General features: G+C 73.3%; 24 protein-coding genes. 10 read left to right on the top strand and 14 right to left on the bottom strand.

Translation table 11 applies throughout. The features are described from left to right. Positions 1-7: 7 nt before the first annotated feature. Complete coding sequence (locus AC07BS_RS08720; protein ID WP_478931092.1) at positions 8-655, top strand: hypothetical protein; 648 nt, start codon at positions 8-10, stop codon at positions 653-655. A 196-nt stretch (positions 656-851) separates the two neighbouring features. Then, positions 852-1,373 (top strand): GNAT family N-acetyltransferase, encoded by a 522-nt coding sequence (locus AC07BS_RS08715; protein WP_478931090.1) that lies wholly within the window; start codon positions 852-854, stop codon positions 1,371-1,373. A gap of 82 nt (positions 1,374-1,455) precedes the next feature. Here AC07BS_RS08715 and AC07BS_RS08710 read toward each other — a convergent pair whose 3' ends face one another. Continuing rightward, positions 1,456-1,947: a DUF6255 family natural product biosynthesis protein gene (locus AC07BS_RS08710; protein WP_478931088.1), complete on the bottom strand. Its 492-nt coding sequence runs from the start codon at positions 1,945-1,947 to the stop codon at positions 1,456-1,458. Then, on the bottom strand, positions 1,944-2,108 hold the full coding sequence (locus AC07BS_RS08705; RefSeq protein WP_478931086.1) for a hypothetical protein: 165 nt from the start codon (positions 2,106-2,108) through the stop codon (positions 1,944-1,946). Before AC07BS_RS08705 ends, AC07BS_RS08710 begins: the two co-directional genes overlap by 4 nt. 211 nt (positions 2,109-2,319) lie before the next feature. Between AC07BS_RS08705 and AC07BS_RS08700 the strand changes: the two genes are divergently transcribed. Together AC07BS_RS08700 and AC07BS_RS08695 are read left to right on the top strand one after the other, a co-directional pair. Continuing rightward, positions 2,320-3,078, top strand: a complete 759-nt coding sequence (locus tag AC07BS_RS08700; protein WP_478641331.1) for a GntR family transcriptional regulator — start codon at positions 2,320-2,322, stop codon at positions 3,076-3,078. A gap of 32 nt (positions 3,079-3,110) precedes the next feature. Next, complete coding sequence (locus tag AC07BS_RS08695) at positions 3,111-3,380, top strand: winged helix-turn-helix domain-containing protein (RefSeq protein WP_478931084.1); 270 nt, start codon at positions 3,111-3,113, stop codon at positions 3,378-3,380. Positions 3,381-3,409: 29 nt separating this feature from the next. Here AC07BS_RS08695 and AC07BS_RS08690 read toward each other — a convergent pair whose 3' ends face one another. Together AC07BS_RS08690 and AC07BS_RS08685 are read right to left on the bottom strand one after the other, a co-directional pair. Next, positions 3,410-3,736: a DUF6255 family natural product biosynthesis protein gene (locus tag AC07BS_RS08690; protein ID WP_478641327.1), complete on the bottom strand. Its 327-nt coding sequence runs from the start codon at positions 3,734-3,736 to the stop codon at positions 3,410-3,412. Then, entirely contained in the window at positions 3,733-3,909 is a 177-nt protein-coding gene (locus tag AC07BS_RS08685) for a hypothetical protein (RefSeq protein ID WP_478931082.1), read from the bottom strand. The genes AC07BS_RS08690 and AC07BS_RS08685 overlap by 4 nt, the downstream gene beginning before the upstream one ends. A 196-nt stretch (positions 3,910-4,105) precedes the next feature. Between AC07BS_RS08685 and AC07BS_RS08680 the strand changes: the two genes are divergently transcribed. Further along, positions 4,106-4,414, top strand: coding sequence for a putative quinol monooxygenase (locus AC07BS_RS08680; protein ID WP_478641323.1), 309 nt, complete (start codon positions 4,106-4,108; stop codon positions 4,412-4,414). 128 nt (positions 4,415-4,542) lie between these two features. Then, the gene (locus tag AC07BS_RS08675; RefSeq protein WP_478931080.1) at positions 4,543-5,658 is read left to right on the top strand and encodes a helix-turn-helix domain-containing protein; all 1,116 of its coding nucleotides are present in this window, start codon (positions 4,543-4,545) and stop codon (positions 5,656-5,658) included. Positions 5,659-5,696: 38 nt separating this feature from the next. Here the strand turns inward: AC07BS_RS08675 and AC07BS_RS08670 are convergent, their stop codons facing one another. From AC07BS_RS08670 to AC07BS_RS08660, 3 genes are read right to left on the bottom strand one after another with little or no spacing between them, the layout of a single operon-like run. Beyond that, the gene (locus AC07BS_RS08670; protein ID WP_478641319.1) at positions 5,697-6,182 is read right to left on the bottom strand and encodes a hypothetical protein; all 486 of its coding nucleotides are present in this window, start codon (positions 6,180-6,182) and stop codon (positions 5,697-5,699) included. Beyond that, on the bottom strand, positions 6,179-6,715 hold the full coding sequence (locus AC07BS_RS08665) for a hypothetical protein (protein ID WP_478641317.1): 537 nt from the start codon (positions 6,713-6,715) through the stop codon (positions 6,179-6,181). The genes AC07BS_RS08670 and AC07BS_RS08665 overlap by 4 nt, the downstream gene beginning before the upstream one ends. Continuing rightward, positions 6,712-7,224: a hypothetical protein gene (locus AC07BS_RS08660; RefSeq protein WP_478641315.1), complete on the bottom strand. Its 513-nt coding sequence runs from the start codon at positions 7,222-7,224 to the stop codon at positions 6,712-6,714. Before AC07BS_RS08660 ends, AC07BS_RS08665 begins: the two co-directional genes overlap by 4 nt. Positions 7,225-7,389: 165 nt before the next feature. Here AC07BS_RS08660 and AC07BS_RS08655 point away from each other — a divergent pair, with 165 nt between their 5' ends. Both AC07BS_RS08655 and AC07BS_RS08650 read left to right on the top strand, forming a co-directional pair. Then, on the top strand, positions 7,390-8,169 hold the full coding sequence (locus tag AC07BS_RS08655; RefSeq protein WP_478931077.1) for an ALF repeat-containing protein: 780 nt from the start codon (positions 7,390-7,392) through the stop codon (positions 8,167-8,169). Beyond that, entirely contained in the window at positions 8,166-8,633 is a 468-nt protein-coding gene (locus AC07BS_RS08650) for a hypothetical protein (RefSeq protein WP_478931075.1), read from the top strand. Before AC07BS_RS08655 ends, AC07BS_RS08650 begins: the two co-directional genes overlap by 4 nt. A 13-nt stretch (positions 8,634-8,646) precedes the next feature. Here AC07BS_RS08650 and AC07BS_RS08645 read toward each other — a convergent pair whose 3' ends face one another. Continuing rightward, the gene (locus AC07BS_RS08645) at positions 8,647-9,309 is read right to left on the bottom strand and encodes an HAD-IA family hydrolase (protein WP_478931073.1); all 663 of its coding nucleotides are present in this window, start codon (positions 9,307-9,309) and stop codon (positions 8,647-8,649) included. A gap of 235 nt (positions 9,310-9,544) precedes the next feature. On the opposite strand from AC07BS_RS08645, the gene AC07BS_RS08640 reads away from it, so the two are divergent. Next, positions 9,545-11,623 carry an MDR family MFS transporter gene (locus tag AC07BS_RS08640; RefSeq protein WP_478641309.1) on the top strand — a complete coding sequence of 693 codons (2,079 nt, stop codon included), beginning with the start codon at positions 9,545-9,547 and terminating at the stop codon, positions 11,621-11,623. 63 nt (positions 11,624-11,686) lie between these two features. On the opposite strand, the gene AC07BS_RS08635 is transcribed toward AC07BS_RS08640, so the two are convergent. Together AC07BS_RS08635 and AC07BS_RS08630 are read right to left on the bottom strand one after the other, a co-directional pair. After that, positions 11,687-12,229 carry a GNAT family N-acetyltransferase gene (locus tag AC07BS_RS08635; protein WP_478931071.1) on the bottom strand — a complete coding sequence of 181 codons (543 nt, stop codon included), beginning with the start codon at positions 12,227-12,229 and terminating at the stop codon, positions 11,687-11,689. 81 nt (positions 12,230-12,310) lie between these two features. Continuing rightward, positions 12,311-12,634 (bottom strand): antibiotic biosynthesis monooxygenase family protein, encoded by a 324-nt coding sequence (locus AC07BS_RS08630; RefSeq protein ID WP_478641305.1) that lies wholly within the window; start codon positions 12,632-12,634, stop codon positions 12,311-12,313. A gap of 219 nt (positions 12,635-12,853) precedes the next feature. On the opposite strand from AC07BS_RS08630, the gene AC07BS_RS08625 reads away from it, so the two are divergent. Next, a complete protein-coding gene (locus AC07BS_RS08625) occupies positions 12,854-14,836 on the top strand; it encodes a bifunctional glycosyltransferase 87/phosphatase PAP2 family protein (RefSeq protein ID WP_478931282.1) in 1,983 nt (660 codons plus the stop codon). 118 nt (positions 14,837-14,954) lie between these two features. Here the strand turns inward: AC07BS_RS08625 and AC07BS_RS08620 are convergent, their stop codons facing one another. The 4 genes from AC07BS_RS08620 to AC07BS_RS08605 all read right to left on the bottom strand — a co-directional run bounded on the left by AC07BS_RS08620 (position 14,955) and on the right by AC07BS_RS08605 (position 18,199). Further along, a complete protein-coding gene (locus AC07BS_RS08620) occupies positions 14,955-15,644 on the bottom strand; it encodes a hypothetical protein (RefSeq protein WP_478931069.1) in 690 nt (229 codons plus the stop codon). Beyond that, entirely contained in the window at positions 15,641-16,093 is a 453-nt protein-coding gene (locus tag AC07BS_RS08615; protein ID WP_478641302.1) for a DUF6114 domain-containing protein, read from the bottom strand. Before AC07BS_RS08615 ends, AC07BS_RS08620 begins: the two co-directional genes overlap by 4 nt. A 1-nt stretch (position 16,094) precedes the next feature. After that, positions 16,095-16,715, bottom strand: a complete 621-nt coding sequence (locus AC07BS_RS08610) for a DUF6230 family protein (RefSeq protein ID WP_478641300.1) — start codon at positions 16,713-16,715, stop codon at positions 16,095-16,097. Between the two features lie 245 nt (positions 16,716-16,960). After that, positions 16,961-18,199 carry a cytochrome P450 gene (locus tag AC07BS_RS08605; protein ID WP_478931066.1) on the bottom strand — a complete coding sequence of 413 codons (1,239 nt, stop codon included), beginning with the start codon at positions 18,197-18,199 and terminating at the stop codon, positions 16,961-16,963. Between the last annotated feature and the right edge of the window lie 136 nt (positions 18,200-18,335).

The following is an 18,335-nucleotide window of genomic DNA, read 5'->3' as shown; positions in this document are numbered from 1 at the left end:
CGGGGAGATGAACAGGAACGAGGTGTCGCGTCGCGCGGTGCTGCTGGGAGCGAGTGCGGTGGCGCTGGGCGCCGCCGTGCCCACGGTGGCCGCCGCCGCGCCCGCGTCAGGGGCGGCGCGCAGCGCCAACGGCTGGCCGCTGGAGGCGTCCGTGCGCGGCGGCGGCCCCGTCGAGGGCACCGGCGCCGCCGTACCGCTGCGGGCGGGCGCGCCGGCCGCCGTCCTGCTGCACGTGGTGCGCCGCTTCCACTACGAGATCGCCCCGCTGGGCCCCGGCCAGGTCACCGGCCACCTGGCCCCCGGCTCGACGCCGCGCACCGGACCCGAGAGCAACCACGCCTCGGGCACGGCGGTCGCGATCCGCCCCGACTGGTACCCGCGCGGGGCCCGCGGCGGCTTCTTCCCCGTGGAGATGCTGGTGCTGCGCGACGTCCTCGCCGAGTGCGAGGGCGTCGTCCGCTGGGGCGGCGATGTCCGCGACCGGCCGTACGAGGCCCTCTTCTGGATCGACGTCCCGCCCGGGGCCGCCGCCCTGGACCGGGTCGTCGCGAAGCTCGGCACCCGGTCGGCGAGACCGGGGACCGCCCCGGTGGACGTCGTCGCCCCCGACCGCCGCGCGGCGGCTGTGCGGCTGGAGCGCCGGCAGCGCGGGTGAGCCGCGGGGCGGTTCTTAATCAGTTGCCGGGCGGACGGGGCGTTGTTACCGTCCGCCCGGCGCGGTGATCATCCGCGTCGTACGAGCAGCCGTACGAGCACACGTGACCAGGGAGGTTGATGAATATGGCCGCCAACGGCCGTCATCGGCATGCCCATTTCCGTTCTGTTGTTCTTTCCGACGACCGGAGTCTCACGTGTCTTCTTCCCACCACCTGCCGGGTTCCTCGCGGAGCCACGGCGACCTGATCACCGACCGTCTCGTCCTGCGCCCCTGGACGGAGGCCGATGTCGCCGCCGTGACCGGCGGCACCACCCGGCTGCCGCACTGGGCCGACGACTTCCCCGCGGAAGGCGACGGCACCATCGCCGGGCTGTTCGGTGACTTCCCCGCCTGGCTCGGCGTCCATGGCCACCGCCTGGTCGTGGAGCGCGCCGGTGGCCTGGTGGTCGGCTCGGTCGGCCTCTTCTGGCCGCCCTCGGACGGCGTCCTGGAGCTCGGCTACGGCATCGTCCCGTCCCGCCGCGGCCGCGGCTACGCCCCTGAGGCCGCCCGCGCCCTGGCCCGCTTCGCCCTCACCGCGCCGGACGTCCAGACGGTGGTCGCCCGCGTCGAGACCGCCAACCCGCCCTCGATCCGCGTCCTGGAGAAGGCCGGCTTCCTTCGCGAGGAGGGGGACGCCGGGGCGGACACGCTGCGGTTCCGTTTCAGGGGCTGAGGCCGAGGCTGAGGTGGGGCGTACGGGGCGTGGGGGGGGGGGGGGGGGGGGGGGCGCCCCCCCCCCCCCACCCCCGGGTGCTTCAGGGCGACAACCGCTGGGCGCTGCGCCGGTTGGCTTCACGGACCTTGTCGTGGAGTTCGGCGCGGCGGCGGGCGGCGTCGTGGTCGGGTCTGTGGTCGGGGACGCCGGTGCCGGCTGTGGTCGGCCCTTCCGGACTCGGCCCTTCCGGACTCAGCCCCTCCGGACTCGGCCCCTCCGGCAGCTCCAGGGCCTGCCCGAGCGCCCGGTAGTCGACGACGCGGCGGACACCGCACGCCGCGCAGGCCCTCATGCCGGGGTCCGCGGCGGCCCATCCCGCCTCGGGGTGCGGGCAGTTGCCGCCGACCGGGGCGGGGCGTGACGTGCGGGCCGGAGAGGGCCCGCGGCGCGGCCGCCAGGTGTGACGGTGCGGCGGCAGGGGAGCGGCGGACGAGGGCCCGGGCCGCGTCAACCCCGTCCACAGCGCGCAGCCCGCGCGGTGCAGGAGCATGAGCGCGGACACGGCCACGCAGGCCGCGTGCGCGGCGCTCATGAGTGGGCCGCCCGGAGGTGGCGCCCCATGGCGCTGGTCGCCGCCTCGGCCGCGCGGGTGTCCCGCCGGCGGACGGCGTCGTAGTGCCGCGTCCTGAGCTCCCGGCAGCCCGCGCAGGGTGGGCGCGGGACGTCTGTGGACAGCTGGTGTTCGGTGGTCATCCGGGCTCCTCGGTACGGTGCGCGGGGGCGTCTCCGAACCGGCACGCGAAAAGGCACGCGGATGTCTCTAGAGACGCATCGCCCAGTGAAGCAGTGTGTCTCTAGAGAAATCAACGACTTCGGCGAATTACCACTCTTCGGGGGCGCCCCCAGCTCCGCGCCGACGACACGGCGCCCGTACGCTGTCCGGAGGAGAAGAGGTGATCACCTGATGGCCCACCAGGACACCGGCCGCCAGCCGAAGTACCGGCGGATCGCCGCCGAACTGCGAAACGCGATTCAGGCGGGCGAGTACGGCCCCGGTGACCGGCTGCCCGGCGAGAACGAGCTGATGGCCGCCCACAACGTGGCCCGCATGACGGCACGCCAGGCGCTGGGCGTACTGCAGAGCGAGGGCATCACCGAGGCCCGGAAGGGCGCCGGGGTCTTCGTACGCTCCTTCCGCCCGGTCCGGCGGCGCGGCATCCGGCGGCTCTCCGAGGAGGTCTGGGGCTCCGGCCGGTCCATCTGGTCCGCCGACGCCGAGGACCGCGACCCCGGCATCGACCGCGTCGACGTCGCCGAGACGACGGCCCCGGCCCGGATCGCCGACGTCCTCGGCCTCGTCCCCGGATCCCCCGTCTGCGTCCGGACCCGGCGCTTCGTCCTGGACGGCAGGCCCGTGCTGCTCTCCACCTCGTACCTCCCCGCGGACCTGGTGGCGGACTCCCCGATCACCCACGAGGACACCGGCCCCGGCGGCACGTACCTGCGCCTCGCGGAACTCGGCCACAAACCGGTCCACTTCCGCGAGGAGATCCGCTGCCGCATGCCGTCCGCCGAGGAGACGGAAGGCCTCGCCCTCACGGCGGGCACCCCCGTCATCCAGATCAGCCGCACCGCGTTCGCGGAGGGCGGCCGGGCGGTCGAGGTCAACGAGATGACGCTGGACTCGGCGTCGTACGTCCTGGAATACGACTTCGACGCCTGAGCGGGCGGGGGCCGGTGCCCTATGTTGCCCTCATGGCAGAAGCGCAGGGCCCTCCGCCCGTCGACCCGACTCGGGCGGCCTATGTCTACATGCAGGTGGCGGACCACATCGCCACGCGGATAGCGGCCGGCGAACTACGGCCGGGAGCGCGGCTGCCCGGTGAGCGGGATCTGGCCGAGGAGTACGGCGTGGCCGTCGGCACGACCCGCCGCGCCATCCAGGAACTGCGGGGACGCGGACTGCTGGTGACCCTGCCGGCGAAGGGGACGTTCGTCACGGACTCGGGGGCTCCCCTGTCGTGAAACGTAGGCGCGTTTCAGATAGGCGCGCTTCAGAGTGGCCGCTCGACGCTGCGGCGGTTCGTTTCGCGTAGTTTCCGGCGCAGTTCGGAGCGTCGCCGCCACGCGGCCGTCCATACGCCCGCCGGGCTCTCGGCGTGCGCTCGCTCCGGCAGCTCCAACGCCCGCCCCAGCGCACGGTAGTCGACGACCCGCCGTGTGCCGCACACGGTGCAGGCCTTCATGCCGGGGTCGGTCTCGGTGTAGGCGGACTCGGGGTGGGGACAGGGCCGAGGCCCGTCCCGGCGGGGCGGATGGGCGCGCGTTCTCGCGTGCACGGCGCACCCGGCGCGGTATGTCAGCGCCCGCGACGGGCTCATGAGTGGGCCGCGCGGAGGTGGCGCCCCATGACGGCGGCCATCGTCTCGGCCGTACCGGTGTCGCCCTGACGGGCGGCTTCACGATGCGTCGCCTTGATCTGCCGGCACCTGGGGCACGCGGTGCCGGCGGCTCCGGCGCCCGGGGACTCCGGTCGTTCGTCCTGGATGCGCATCGGACCTCCTGCTCGGATCAGGGGGGAGCGGTCCCGGCCGTCATCGGTCCCGCCCGGATGAATCACCGTCAGTAGCACTCTGATTGCGAAGCTACTCGCAGTTTTTCTGCGAGTCAAGAAAATCTGCTGCTATCTCGGTTCTCCGGCTTCTGGGAACCTGCTGGGACCCCCGCTGCCGCCTGAGAGGAGAGCGAACGTGCCCGCAGGTTTCGGCCTGGTCGTGCGCTTCACGTTGCGGGACGAGGAAGCGGCCGAAGGCTTCGACGAGTTGGTGTCCCGCACCCTGGAGGGAATCCGGCGGAGCGAACGTGGCACCGTTGTCTACGAGAACCACTCCGTGGGGGGCGAGCCGAACGTGCGGGTCTTCTACGAGCTCTACGAGGACCGCGCCGCGTTCGACGAACACGAGCGGCAGCCTCACGTCAGGCGGTTCCTCGAAGAGCGCGAGAAGTTCGTCCAGCAGACCGATGTGACCTTCCTGGAGCACATCGACGGAAAGGTGTGAAGAGACCGGTGATCCCCGAAGGGCAGCGTGCGTTCGGCGCGCGGGTCGCGGAACTGCGTGCGGAGCGCGGGCTGACCTAGAGGGAGCTGGCCGCCGGGATCGGTCGCACGACCAGCTGGCTCTCCCAGGTGGAGCGCGGCGTCCAGCCCGTCAACCGGCTGGACGTCCTGCGGCTGCTGGCCGACGCGCTCGGCGTTCCTCTCCACGAGCTGCGCCCCGACGCCCCGCAACCGGCGGAACCGGCCGTGCCCGCGCCCGCGCCGAACGACCTCGACCAGGTGCGGCTCCTGCTCTCGGGCCACCCCGCGCTGGAGGTCGTGCTCGACCCGGGCACGTGGAACACCAGACCGTCCCTCGTCGACCTCCGGGACGCCGTCGACCACGCCTGGTCGCTGGCGCACGGCGATCGGTTCTCCGAACTGACCGCGTCCCTGAGCGCGCTCATCCCGACCCTGGAGCGCGTGGTGCGCACAGTCGGTGATCACGAGCGCGCGGAGGCCTACAGCCTTCTCGCCCGTGCGTACCAGGCGATGTCGGCGGCCTTCGTGCGCCAGAACGAGGCGGACGCCGCCTGGGTGGCGGCCGACCGGGCCATCGCCGCCGCAGAGGCGTCCGGCCGTCTGCCGGACGTCATCGCAGGTACGTTTCGCCTGGCCCACGCGTGCGTCCGGCTCAAGCGCTACGACCAGGCGGAGCACGTCGCGCAATCCGCCGTGAACGCACTCGCCCGGCACATCGAACGGGTCGGCGTGTCACCGGAGATGCTGTCCCTGCTCGGCTCCCTGCACCTGGCGCTCGCGCTGGTCCACGCCCGCTGCCGCAATCGTGCCGACGCGCGCCGTGAAGTGGAGCTCGCACGCCGGGTCGCCGCGCAGCTCGGTGAGGACCGCAACGACCTCCACCTCGAGTTCGGGCCGACGAACGTCGAGATCCAGGCCGTCTCCGTCGCCGTGGACCTCGGTGACGCGGGGGAAGCCCTGGAGATCGGCGGGCAGGTGGACGCGTCCGGGCTGTCGGTCGAGCGCCGGGCGCGGCTCGCTCTCGACCTCGGCCGGGCGCACGCACAGCTGAGGAACGTCGAGGGCGCCCTGGAATGCTTCGTCGAAGCCGAGCGGCTGGCACCCGAGATGGTCCAGTCGCACATCGCGGCCCGCTCGGCGGTGCGCGACCTGATGCTCGTCGCCGGCCGCTCGGCCTCCGCCGAACTGCGGGCGCTGGCCCGGCGTACGGACGCGATGTCCTGACCGGGGAGCGGGCCGCGACCGCCCCGGAATCGACCGCGTCAGGACGGGTGACGGCCGGCGAGCTCGTCCCGTAGCCAGCCTGAGACGGCGCCCAGGTGGGTGGCCGCGGTGGCGATGTCCGCGGTGGCCGTGGGGCGTTCGGTCTGGGGGTCGTAGCCGGTGAGGCCCGTCTCCTCCTCGACGATGCGGGCGACGCGGTAGCCGTCCGCGATGACGCGCCGCGCCGCCTCTCCCGTGGAGCGGTACGGCATTTCGATGTGGGCGGAGTCCCCGTCGTACTCGAGGTGGACGTAGCCGGTGGGGCCGTGCCACCACAGGTCCAGGGCGGAGGGGTACTCCGTCAGCTCCACGTCGCCCGACTCCGCCGACACCCGCTCCACCACGCGCTCCCACGCGGCACGCCGGGCCGCGTCCAGGCGCAGGGGGGCCGGTTCGGCGTCGTTCCACGCGGCGGCCCGCTCCTCCAGGGCCTGCTCGACGGTGCGGCCCGGGGGAACGCGGACGAAGGTGATGTCGTAGGTCACCGGGGCCTCATCTCCCCGGCCCACGGCGAGACGATCGCGTAGACGTCGCCGACGCGGTCGGCGTACGGGCGGGACATGTACGCCTCGCGGCCCGTGACGGCGTACACGGTCACGCCGGAAGCCGGCTGCCGGTACGCCGTGGTGTACGAGCCCATCGTGGCGCGGGCGTCCTCCACCAGCGGGACACCGCGCCGCTCCAGCATGCCCCGCAGCTTGCCGAACGGCACGTGCCGGCCGAAGCGCCCGTACCGGCTCCGGAGCGTGGCGTTGACCACGCCGCCGCCCACGCGCGCGAGGCTGTGCACCCGCAGGGTGAAGTGGTGGCCCTCCCAGGGGTGCCGCGGCGAGTGCCGGTCCCAGTGGAACTCGGTCAGGCCGTAGTCGCGGGTCATCTGCCGGTCGCCGAAGGCGTTCTCGGCGTAGTCGGGCCCGAGGACGTCCGTGACCCGGCCGGGCCCGGCCTCCGGGCCGAGGCCGAGCAGCCTGCCGGTGGTGATGACGTCCAGGTAGAAGGTGAGGGAGTACGGGGTCACCGGGACTCCCCGGGGCCGGGCCGGCCGTGGCGGGCCGCGGCGTCCAGGCGGTGGGCTTCCGCCCGGACGTCCGTGTCCACCTCGGTCGGCGTCCTGGCGCCGTACTCGTCGAGGAAGTCGTACTCGTCGTCGAGGTCGGACAGCCGCACGGCCGCCGGGAGCTCGTGGCCGAAGCGGTCGTGGACGCGCACGGTCAGCTCCCGGGGCGTGAGCTCGCCGGCCAGCAGCCGGCGGGCGAGGGCTACGACCGCGGCTTCCTGGCCGACCGGGGAGTCGAGCGGATGGAAGGGCAGGCCCAGTTCCTCCAGGGCCGGGGGAAGGAGGTCCCGCACGGCGTACCTGGCGTCGGCGCGCTCGCACGCGGCCAGCATCCGGAGCGAGGGCCCGTCGAGCCCGGCTACCAGGGCGTCGCATGCCGCGGTGACCACCTCGTGGGCGTCGGCGTCCCCGATGTTCCACAGGACGGCACGGTCCCCGAACTCCCGCGCGGCTGTCTCCGTCGATCGCATCCGCCCATCCTCCCCCGCGCGGTACGGGTGCGTCACATGGGTTTCGGGCGTCAAGAGGGCGTTATGGGCGGACCCCTGGCGTGGTGTCCGGAAAACGGTGGCATACGCTGCCGCCATCACTAATGATCTTGGTGTCGATCCGGCACCTGGAAGTGGGGGACCCTCATGAAGCTCGCACGCGTTTCCGCCGCGGTCGTCGTCGCCGCGCTCGCTCCGGCGGTTCTGCTCTCCTCGCCCGCGTTCGCCGCCCCGGCGGCCGGTGCGCCCGCCCGTCCGGCGGCGGCCGCCGCCCCCGTCGACACCTCCGGCATGTCGCTGGACGACCTGCGTGTCGCCGTGCTGCGGATCATGAACAACGCCGGCCGCTCCGTGAAGGAGGCCGGCAGCGAGGCGCTCGACGGCGGTCCGGCCGAGCTGCGTCAGTTCCTGGAGGTCGGTCAGTTCACGGCTCGCGAGGAGGATGACCGCTTCGAAACTCTGACGATCATGCACAAGGGCGGTTCCTCCGTGAAGGCCGCCGGCGACCGTGCGCTCAAGAGCGGTCCGGCCGCCGTGCGCGAGTTCCTCGAGAAGGGTCAGTACGCGGCTCGTGAGGAGGATGACCGCTTCGAAACTCTGACGATCATGCACAAGGGCGGTTCCTCCGTGAAGGCCGCCGGTGACCGTGCGCTCAAGAGCGGTCCGGCCGCCGTGCGCGAGTTCCTCGAGAAGGGTCAGTACGCGGCTCGCGAGGAGGACGACCGCTTCGAAACCCTGACGATCATGCACAAGGGCGGTCCCGCCGTGAAGGCCGCCGGCGACAAGGCGCTCAAGAGCGGCCCCGCCGCCGTGCGCCAGTTCCTCGAGAAGGGCCAGTACGAGGCCCGCAAGATCGACGAGCAGAAGAAGCCGAAGCAGCAGCCGAAGAAGCAGCAGCCGAAGAAGGCCGCCCCCGCCAAGCGATGACGGAACGCACCACCACGACGCGCACGGTCCGTACCTGGGCCGTGCGCGCCCTCGTGACGGCCGTCGTCGTCGCCCCGCTCGTCTGGCTCGGCCTGGCCGTGCGCCAGCTCACCTCCGACGACCCCTTCCCCGCACACCGCACCGGCTGCGGCGAGGTCATGACGTTCGCCGGGGCGCGCATGCCCGAGGGGGCCACGGACAAGAAGTGCGTCAACGGCGGCGGGTGGCTGGACCGCAACTACACTGCGGAGTTCCGCGTGCCGCGCGCGGACGCCGCCGAGCGGCTCGCCGCGGCCTTCCCCCGTACCCGCCGGCGCGACCAGTGCGACGCCCCCGCCGACCTCTGCTTCTCCAACTCCCAGGAGACCGACCGGCCCGCCCGCCAGGCTCTCTACGTCGAGCTGGACGTCACCTACGAGGGCGGCGGTACGGCCCTCGTCCGGCTGAAGGCCTTCAACATGTGAGCGTCGGGCCGGTTCAGACCGTGACCGTCAGGACGATCGTCCCCGCCGGTCCCGTCTCCACCCGTACGGCCGTCAGGTCCGGCACCGCCACGTCCGGGCCGTGGGCGGCCGCGCGCGGGCCGACGCCCACGACGCGCATACCCGCGGCGCGGCCGGCCGCGATGCCGGCCTCGGAGTCCTCGAAGACGACGCAGTCCTCGGGCGCGAAGCCGAGCTCGGCGGCGCCCTTGAGGAAGCCCTCCGGGTCCGGCTTGCTGGCGCCGACGGACTCGGCGGTCACCCGTACCGCCGGCATCGGCAGCTCCGCCGCGCCCATGCGGGCGTCGGAGAGGGCACGGTCGGCGGAGGTGACCAGGGCGTGCGGGAGGCCGGCCAGGGCGGCCATGAAGGCGGGGGCGCCGGGGACCGGGACGACGCCGTCGACGTCGGCGGTCTCGGCCTCGAGCATGCGCCGGTTGTCCTCGTGGTTGAGCTCCATGGGACGGTCCGGCAGGAGGACGGCCATGGTGGCGTAGCCCTGGCGGCCGTGGACGATCTTCATGGCCTCGTCGCCGTCCAGGCCGTGCTCGGCGGCCCAGCGGCGCCAGCAGCGCTCGACGACCGCGTCCGAGTTGACGATCGTCCCGTCCATGTCGAGGAGCAGGGCACGAGCCGTGAGCGTGGTCGTGGTCGTCATCGTCGGACTCCAAGCGCGCGGAAAAAAGACAAGCGGCTCCACCCGCCGGTCAGGGAGTGCGGGCGGAGCCACTTTGTTTCTCAAAGATACAAAACGGACGGGGGGTAACGCCAACAGCCCTGGTCACCGCCAGCGCGCGGCCCCCTGGTCGGCGTACCCCAGCGGGCCGGGACCGGTCGTCCGGCGGACGATGGGGGCAGAGCGGAACCGACACCCCCGCACCCGAGGAGCCCCCATGGCCCAGGACGCCCCGGGCCCCGAACCCGGTCCCGCGGTGGCCGCCGCGCCCGCGCCCGCACCCGGTGAGGGGCAGACGCGCGGCGGAGTCCGCGTGGCGATCGGCGCGCTGCTGCTCGGCATGCTGCTGGCGGCGCTCGACCAGACGATCGTCTCCACGGCGCTGCCGACGATCGTCAGCGATCTCGGCGGGCTGGAGCACCTGTCGTGGGTGGTCACCGCCTATCTGCTCGCCTCCACCGCGGCCACCCCGCTGTGGGGCAAGCTCGGCGACCAGTACGGGCGCAAGCGGCTCTTCCAGACCGCGATCGTGATCTTCCTGGTCGGTTCCGCGCTGTGCGGGCTGGCCAGGAACATGCCCGAGCTCATCGGCTTCCGCGCCCTGCAGGGCCTGGGCGGCGGCGGTCTGATCGTGCTGTCGATGGCGATCGTCGGCGACATCGTGCCGCCCCGCGACCGGGGGCGCTACCAGGGGCTCTTCGGCGCGGTCTTCGGCGGTTCGAGCGTGCTCGGGCCGCTCCTCGGCGGGCTGTTCACGGACAGCCTCAGCTGGCGCTGGGTCTTCTACATCAACCTGCCCATCGGCGTCATCGCGCTCGCCGTCATCGCCGCCGTCCTCCACATCCCGGCCCGCCGCACCCCGCACCGCATCGACTACCTCGGCACCTTCCTCATCGCGGCCGTCGCCATCTGCCTGGTGCTGATGACCTCGCTCGGCGGCACCACCTACCCCTGGTCGTCGTGGCGGATCATCATGCTCGGTGTGCTCGGGGTGGTGCTGCTGGGCCCGTTCGTCCTGGTCGAGCTCCGGGCGGCCGAGCCCGTGCTGCCGCTCGGGCTGTTCCGCGTCCGCACCTTCACGCTCTGCTCGGTCATCGGCTTCGTCGTCGGCTTCGCGATGTTCGGCTCCATGACGTATCTGCCGACCTTCCTCCAGGTCGTCCAGGGCGTCACGCCGACCCTGTCCGGCGTCCACATGCTGCCCATGGTCGCCGGCATGCTGATCTCCTCCACCGGCTCCGGCCAGATCGTCAGCCGCACCGGCCGCTACAAGATCTTCCCCATCGCCGGCACCGCCGTCATGACCGTCGGCCTCCTCCTGCTCCACCGGCTCGGCCCGGCGACCGGGCCGGCCGAGACCAGCGTGTACCTCTTCGTCTTCGGCTTCGGGCTCGGCCTGGTCATGCAGGTGCTGGTGCTGATCGTGCAGAACGCCGTGGGCTACGAGAACCTCGGCGTCGCCACCTCCGGCGCCACCTTCTTCCGGTCCATCGGCGCCTCGTTCGGGGTGTCCGTCTTCGGCACGATCTTCGCCAACAAGCTGGGCCCGCGGCTGACCGACGCGCTGGCCGGCGTCACCCTGCCGCCCGGTGTCACCCCGCGGTCCCTCCAGGCCGACCCGCGGGCCGTCGACCGGCTGCCCCCGGCCCAGCGCGGCGCCGTCCTCGACGCCTACTCCGTCTCGATCACCGACGTCTTCCTCTACGCCGTGCCGCCCGCGCTGGCCGCCTTCGCCCTGGCCTGGCTGCTGAAGGAGCAGCCGCTGCGGGGCAGCGTCACCGCCCCCGACACCAGTGAGGTCCTCTCCAGCAACCCCGTCCACCGCACCTCGCGCGACGAGTGCGCCCGCGCGCTCTCCCTGCTCGGCAGCCGCGAGGGCCGGCGCAAGGCCTACGAGAAGATCACCGAACGCGCCGGGCTGGACCTGCGTCCCGCCGCGAGCTGGATGCTGCTGCGCCTCCACCGCGACGGCCACGTCGAGCCGTCCCTGCTGGCCGAGCGGGTGGACGTACCGATCCGGGTGGTCACGGACGCCGCCTCTCAGCTGGAGACCCGGGCACTGGCCTACCGCGAGGGCCTCGGGCTCGTCCTCACCGGCGAGGGGCGCCGCCAGGCGGAGCTGCTCTTCGGCGCGCGCGAGCAGATGCTGGCGGAGCTGCTGGGCGACTGGTGGACGGCCGCGGACCGCCCGCACGACCTGCGGGCCCTCGTCCACGAGCTCAGCGAGGAGATGTGCGGCTCCGACGCCGAGCAGCCGCACGACGGCGGCGCGCGCCCCGACCACCGCCTGTCGTGATCGCCTGCCCGCCGTGACTGCCTGCCCGCCGTGACCACCTGCCCGCCGTGACCACCTGCCTCGCTACGACACTCCGCCCGCCCCCAGCTCCTTGCCCAGCCACACCTCGGCGAACGGGTCCTCCTCCAGCGGCTTGTACGGCGCGATGTCCGTGAAGCCGTGCCGGGCGTACAGCGCCCGCGCCTCGACGAGGTCCCGGCGGGTGTTCAGCACCAGCCGCGTCACGCCCCAGGACCGTGCCGTCTCCTCGACCGCCGTCATCAGGACGGCGGCGCCGCCCCGCCCGCGCCGGTCCGGCCGGACGAAGACCCGCGACACCTCCGCCGTCCCCGGCTCCCGGCGCAGCAGCCCCGCGCAGCCCGCCGGCTCGTCACCCAGCCGGGCGACCAGCAGCACGCCCCGCGGCGGGGCGAGCCGGGCGTCCTCGGCGGCCGCGTCGGCCAGGTGACGCGTCATCTCCTCGGGGGTGGCCGTCCGGTCGTGGTGGAGGAGGTACCAGCGGTCGGCCACGTCCCCGAGGTACGCGCGCAGGAGCGCCGCCGCGTCGGGCGAGCCGACCGGTCGCGGGGCGACGGTCCAGGGAGCGGGAGGGTGAACGCCTGTCATGGCGCGGATCGTCGCATCCGACGGGCCGGGTGTCAGCCGGATTTCGGTCCGTGCGCCGGACCGGCCACCCACCGGGGGCGGTCAGCCCTCCTTGGGCCCCGTCTGCTGGACGACCTCGAAGGACCACACCGTCGAGCCCGTGGCGGCCGGCCGCTGCTGGGCGCCCTCGCCGCCGCGCTGGTGGGCGGCCTTCATCGGGCCCTCCATCCATGCCTGGAAGTCCTCCTCGGCGCGCCAGCGGGTGTAGACGAGGTACTGGTCGGTGCCCTCCACGGGGCGCAGGAGTTCGAACCACTCGAAGCCGTCGGCGGCCTCGACCGTGCCCGCGCGCGAGGCGAAACGCTGTTCGAGGACCTCGCGCTGTTCGGCGGGGACGGTCAGGACATTGATCTTCACGATACTCATGCGCCCCATCCTGCCCCAGTGTCGTGGTGGGAATCAGGTCACTTGTGGCAGGTTGTCAGGTGACCTGGGAGTGACCCGCGTCTCACTCCCCAGGACTCAGTCAGGTCTCGAACAGCCCCACGAGGGTGACCACCTGGGCGACAGGAGGTGCGGCAGAGCGTGGCGGATGCGGAGCGCGGCGGACCGGCCGGCCCACCGGGAGCGGGCTCCCGGACCGGCATGGTCCTGGGAGCGCTGTGGTTGCTCGCCGGGCTGCTGGCCCTGCGTCAGGCGGCGGCGGTGCTGCGGCTGCCCCCGGAGCGGCGGCTCACCGACCTGGAGACATGGGTCGGCGAGCACGGCGTCCCGCGGGTACGGGGCTCCCTCTACGACACCGACCGGTTCACCGGCACCCCCTTCTCGGGCCTCGTCCTCAAACCCCTGACCAGGGCCGCCGAGCAGAGCCTCGGCGTCGTCTGGACCCTGGGCACCCTGCTGCTCGTCGCCGCCGTCGCGCTCGTCGCCGCCCGCGCCCTGCCCGGGCGCGGCGACGGCTCGCCCGCCCGTCAGGCCCTGGCGGCACCGGTGGCGCTCATCCTGACCGTCGCCTCGCTGCCCGTGCGCGACACCTTCACCCTCGGCCGGACCAACGTCCTCCCGGTGCTGCTGGTGCTCCTGGGCTGCTGCCCGCCCCGGCGCGCCGAGGGCACCGGCCGGCCCACCGGCGTCCTCGTCGGTCTCGCCGCGGCCCTCCAGCCCGCCGTGCTGCTCTTCGCCCCGCTGCTGTGGCTGACCGGGCGCCGCCGCGCGGCCGTCGTCACCGGCGTCACCTTCGCCACCGCCACGGCGGTCGCCTGGGCGGCCCTGCCCGGCGACTCGTGGACGTACTGGGTGCACCACGTCGCCGGGGCCGGCCTCGGCGAGGCGCCCGCCGGCCTCGCCAACCAGTCGCTGCACGGCCTGCTGCTGCGCACCGGGCTGCACGGCCCGCCGGAGCTCGCGCTGTACGCGTCGCTGGCCCTCGTCGTCACCGTGCTCGGCCTGCGCCGCGCGGTCCGCTACGCCGCCGACGGGCAGGCGCTGCTCGCCGTCGCGGTCACCGGCTGCGTCGCGGTCGCCGTCGCCCCCACCGCCTGGCAGCACCAGCAGCTGTGGATCCTGCTGGCCGTCGCCGGCCGGGTGGGGCGGCGACGGGCCGACCGGAGGGGATGGCCCGTGCTGGTCGTCCTGGTCATGACGCTCCCCAGCGCGATCCTGGTGCCGCCCAACCCCGTCCTCGGTCCGGTCGGCCGGAACGCCCCGCTGCTGGCGGCGCTCGCGGCCGCCTGCGCGGTGCCGTTCCTCGTACGCTCCTCAGAGCGGTGGGACCGGCCGCTGCCCACCCCGGTCGCCGAGCCGCAGCGCGGCCGCTTCTCCTGGGTGCCGCTGCTGCGCTCCTTCAAGCGCGCGCTGAACCGTCCGAACCTGCTCCTGGAGCTGATGCTGATACGGATCGGCTACTGGGTCTACTCCTACATCCGTGCCCAGGCCCCGGACTCGCGCTCCCTGGCGGAGTCCCACGGCCGGCGGATCCTCGGCGTCGAGGAGCTGCTGCGCCTGGACGTCGAGCACCGCTTCAACCATGTCGTGGCGGGGATCGGCTGGCTGCGGGACAGCATGAACTACTACTACGGCACCTTCCACTTCCTGGTGCCGCTGTGCCTGCTGGGGTATCTGTACGTGCGCCGCCCGGCCACGTACCGGTGGGCGCGCACGGCGCTGGGCTTCGCGACGCTGATGGCGCTCGCCGGCTTCTGGCTCTACCCGCTGGCGCCGCCGCGGCTGATGCCGGGCCTGGGCTTCGTCGACACCGCCAACGGCCCGCAGGACCTGGCCAAGCCCGACTTCGGGCCGTTGACCGAGCTGTCCAACCAGTACGCGGCGATGCCCTCGCTGCACATCGGCTGGTCGCTGTGGTGCGGCGTCGTCGTCGCGATGGTGGCGCCCAAGGTGTGGACGAGGTGGCTGGGCATGCTGTATCCGCTGCTGACCTTCTCGGTCATCGTCGGCACGGCCAACCACTACGTCCTCGACGCGGTGGGCGGGGCGCTGGTCGTCGCCTCCGGGTTCGGCATCCAGTACGTGCTGACCGGCCCCGGCCGGGTGGCGCTGGCCGCCATCCCCGGGGCCCGCAAGGGGACCGAGGCCGTCCCGGACCGGCTGCCGGTGCGGGCCGGGAGCTGACGGGTGCGGGCCGGGAGCTGACCGGTGCGGGCCGGCAGCCGGCCCGGCCCGCTGGGGCGGCGCGCCGCGACCGCCGGTCCGCGGTCCGCCGCCCCGGTCCCGTGCGTCCCGGTCCGGGCTAGCCGTTGACGACGATCTGCGCGGCCGGGTCGGTCACGTCCGTGATGTCGTACGTGGCGTTGAACACCGCCGTCCGGGCGTTCGTCGGACAGCCGAAGCCGCCCTCGATCCGCACCGGCACCGCCGCGTCGGTCACCGTGATCTGCGACGGCGCTCCGTTGGTGAACGTCGCGGGTATGACCGCGGGAGCGCTGGGCGAGGCGGTGACGGTGCAGTTGGCCAGGCCACTGCTCTTGAGCACCATGCCGCCGGCCGGTGCGGTCAGCGTGGCCGTGCTCGGGGCGCCGTGCTGCATGGAGATGTCCCAGGCACCGGTGGTGGTGACCGTGATGGCCACGCCGGGCAGGCTGGCGCTGCACCCGGAGAACGCGGGCGGGTTGGCCTTGCTGACGACGGCCCCGGCCGGGTTGGTGTTGCCGGGGGCCGCCGGCACCTGGTTGTTGTCGCTCCCGGCGACCGGTTCGGAGCTGGATGCCGTGCACGTCACGGTGAGCGAGCCGGCCTGGAAGGTGACCTCGCCGTTGAGGGTGGCGGCGAAGGCGTGGCCGGCGGGCTCGACGGTGGTGGACCCGGCCTCCCGGGGGGCGGGCGCGGCGCCGGCGGCGGTGCCGGCGGCCAGGGTGAGGGCGGCCGCGACGGCGAGGACCGTGCCGGGGGTGCGGGCGCGTCTGAGGGTGTGGAGGGTCATGCTGTCTCCTTGGGTGGGAGGTGGGGCTCGGGGGAGAGCCCGGGCTCCGGGTCCGGTACGGGGTCGACCGGGGTCCAGGCGAAGACGAGGCCGCCGCCGGTGATCCCGACGACGGTGCCGAAGAGGAATCCGCCGAGGTTGGACATGACCAGCGCGGCCGCGGCGACGAGCACGGTGACCACGCCGGCCAGCGTCCGGTACTGGGGTGCGAACCAGGCGCTGAGGCCCATCACGATCATCACGAGGCCCATGAGGATCGACGGGATGCCCGCGATCCCCTGTTCGAGCATGATCTTCAGCGGTGCCAGCGGGAGGGCGCAGATCTCGGCGCCCGCGACGACGGCGGCCAGGCCGCCCCAGAAGGGCCGTCCCCTGCGCCACCGCCGCCACGCCGCCCACCATGAGCGGCGCGGCGCCGGTGCCGGGGCGGGCTCGATGCCGCCCGCCACGTCAGAAGCATTCCTGCTTGCCGAAGCCGATCTTCATGCTGAGGCCGGAGAGCTTGAACGTACCGGCGTTGGTGGCCCAGGCGACCTGTCGCATGTCGGTCATCACGACCTTGTCGGCCTGCTGGCCGAAGGCGTCCTGGAGGCCCTGGGCCGAGGCCGGGCCCTTGTTGAGGGTCGAGGCGTCGCGCCCGATCTCGATGTTCTTGAAGGTGGCGTCGCCGCCGAGCTGGGTGGCGTCGAGGAAGAGGTTCTCCGCCTCCACGGGCTTGCCGCCCGAGCCGGCCGTGAGCCGCAGCGTGATGTCGCCGAGTCCCGGCAGGGTGGTGACCACCGACTGGCAGAGGTCCTCCAGCTTCGCCTTCTTCACGGCGGTGACCGCGACGGGCAGCAGCTTGCCGCGGGCGTTGCGGTCGATGCCGCCGTACTGGGCGAAGCCGTCACCCTCCAGGGTCTTCGCGGACACCTTGAACTCCTGCCCGGACACCGCGAACGACGCGGCCAGCGCTCCTTGCGCGAGCGCGACGGCCAGTGCCGCGGTGGCGGCGAATCCGGGCACGGCGAGCACGGCGAACCTGCGCCACCTGACGCGTCCCGTCACCTGTCTTCCCTGAGCGTCCTTCATGCGTCGTCCCCTCGGAAACGTTTCCCCTCGACGGGGGGAGTGGACAGCGCCGGCCGCGCTGTCGCGGTGCGTGGGGTGCTGGGTACCGGCGCGGGGCGCGGCGTAGCGCGAACGCGCCGTCTCAGAAGGTGTACCCGAGAGTAAGTCCGCCGGGTGGGCCTGACAAGGGTTCAGGTATGGACAATTCCCTTTTGAATGAAGGGAGTTGGAGCGCCGGGGCGATACGGCGCCGGTGGTGCCGGTATTCAGGCGCCGTACGTCACCCGCAGCTCCTTGATGCCGTTGAGCCAGGCCGAGCGCAGCCGCCGGGGCTCGCCCGCCGCCCGGATGCCCGGTGCGACGTCGGCCACGGCGTCGAAGACGAGGCCGATCTCCAGCGCGGCGAGCGACCGGCCCAGACAGAAGTGGGGGCCGCCGCCTCCGAAACCGAGGTGGGGATTGGGGTCGCGGGTGATGTCGAAGGCCTCGGGCGCCTCGAAGACCTCGGGATCGTGGTTGGCGGACGCGTAGAAGAGCCCGACGCGCTGGCCCGCGGCGATGCGGACGCCCCCTAGCTCGGTGTCGCGCACCGCCGTGCGCTGGAAGGAGACCACCGGGGTGGCCCAGCGGACGATCTCCTCGGCCGCCGTCGCCGGGCGTTCGCGCCGGTAGAGCTCCCACTGCTCGGGGTGGGTGAGGAAGGCGTGCATGCCGTGGCTGATGGCATTGCGGGTGGTCTCGTTGCCGGCGACCGCCAGCATCAGCACGAAGAGGCCGAACTCGTCCGGGCGCAGGTTGCCCTCGCCCTCGGCGGCCATCAGCCGCCCGACGATGTCGTCGCCCGGGCGCGCGCCGCGCCCGGCCGCCAGGTTCATGGCGTACGTGACGAGCTCACCCGCGGACCGGGCGCCGGTCTCGCGGGTGACGGCCAGCTCCGGGTCGTCGTAGGCGATCATCCGGTTGGACCAGTCGAAGATCCTGGCCCGGTCGCGCTGGGGGATGCCGATGAGTTCGGCGATGGCCTGGAGCGGCAGCTCGCAGGCGATGTCGGTGACGAAGTCGCCGCTGCCGCGCCCGGCCGCCTCGGCGACGATGGCGCGGGCGCGCTCGCGCAGGGTGGTCTCCAGGGCGCGGACGGCGCGGGGGGTGAAGCCGCGCTGGACGATCTGGCGGACCCGGGTGTGCTCGGGCGGGTCCATGTTGAGCATCATCAGCTTCTGGGCGTCGATCTCCTCGGGCCGGATGTCCGGGTGGAAGCGGATGACGGAGGTGTTGCGGGCGGAGGAGAAGACCTCCGGCCGGGCCGAGACATGGCGGACGTCGGCGTGCCGGGTCACCGCCCAGTAGCCGTCGTCGCCGAAGCCCGCGAGGCCGTGCGGCTGGGGGACCCACGCCACCGGCGCGGTCCGTCGCAGCAGGGCGAACTCCGGCAGGGGGACGCGGTGCGCGTAGAGGTCGGGATCGGTGGGGTCGAAGCCTGCGGGCAGCTCCGGGCAGGACGCCATGGCCACCACTTCCTTTGCGTTTCCCGATGTTGGCTGACGCTACGTCAGAAGGGTGTCGGGCGACGGTAGTGAGGGGGTCTTGAAGGGGCAAGGCCGATGACGCCGTCTGTTGCGGCGGCGGGGGGTGCGCGACCCT

The sequence above is a fragment of the Streptomyces sp. NPDC044063 genome (assembly GCF_056434285.1).
This window is presented reverse-complemented; position numbering and strand designations above follow the sequence as displayed.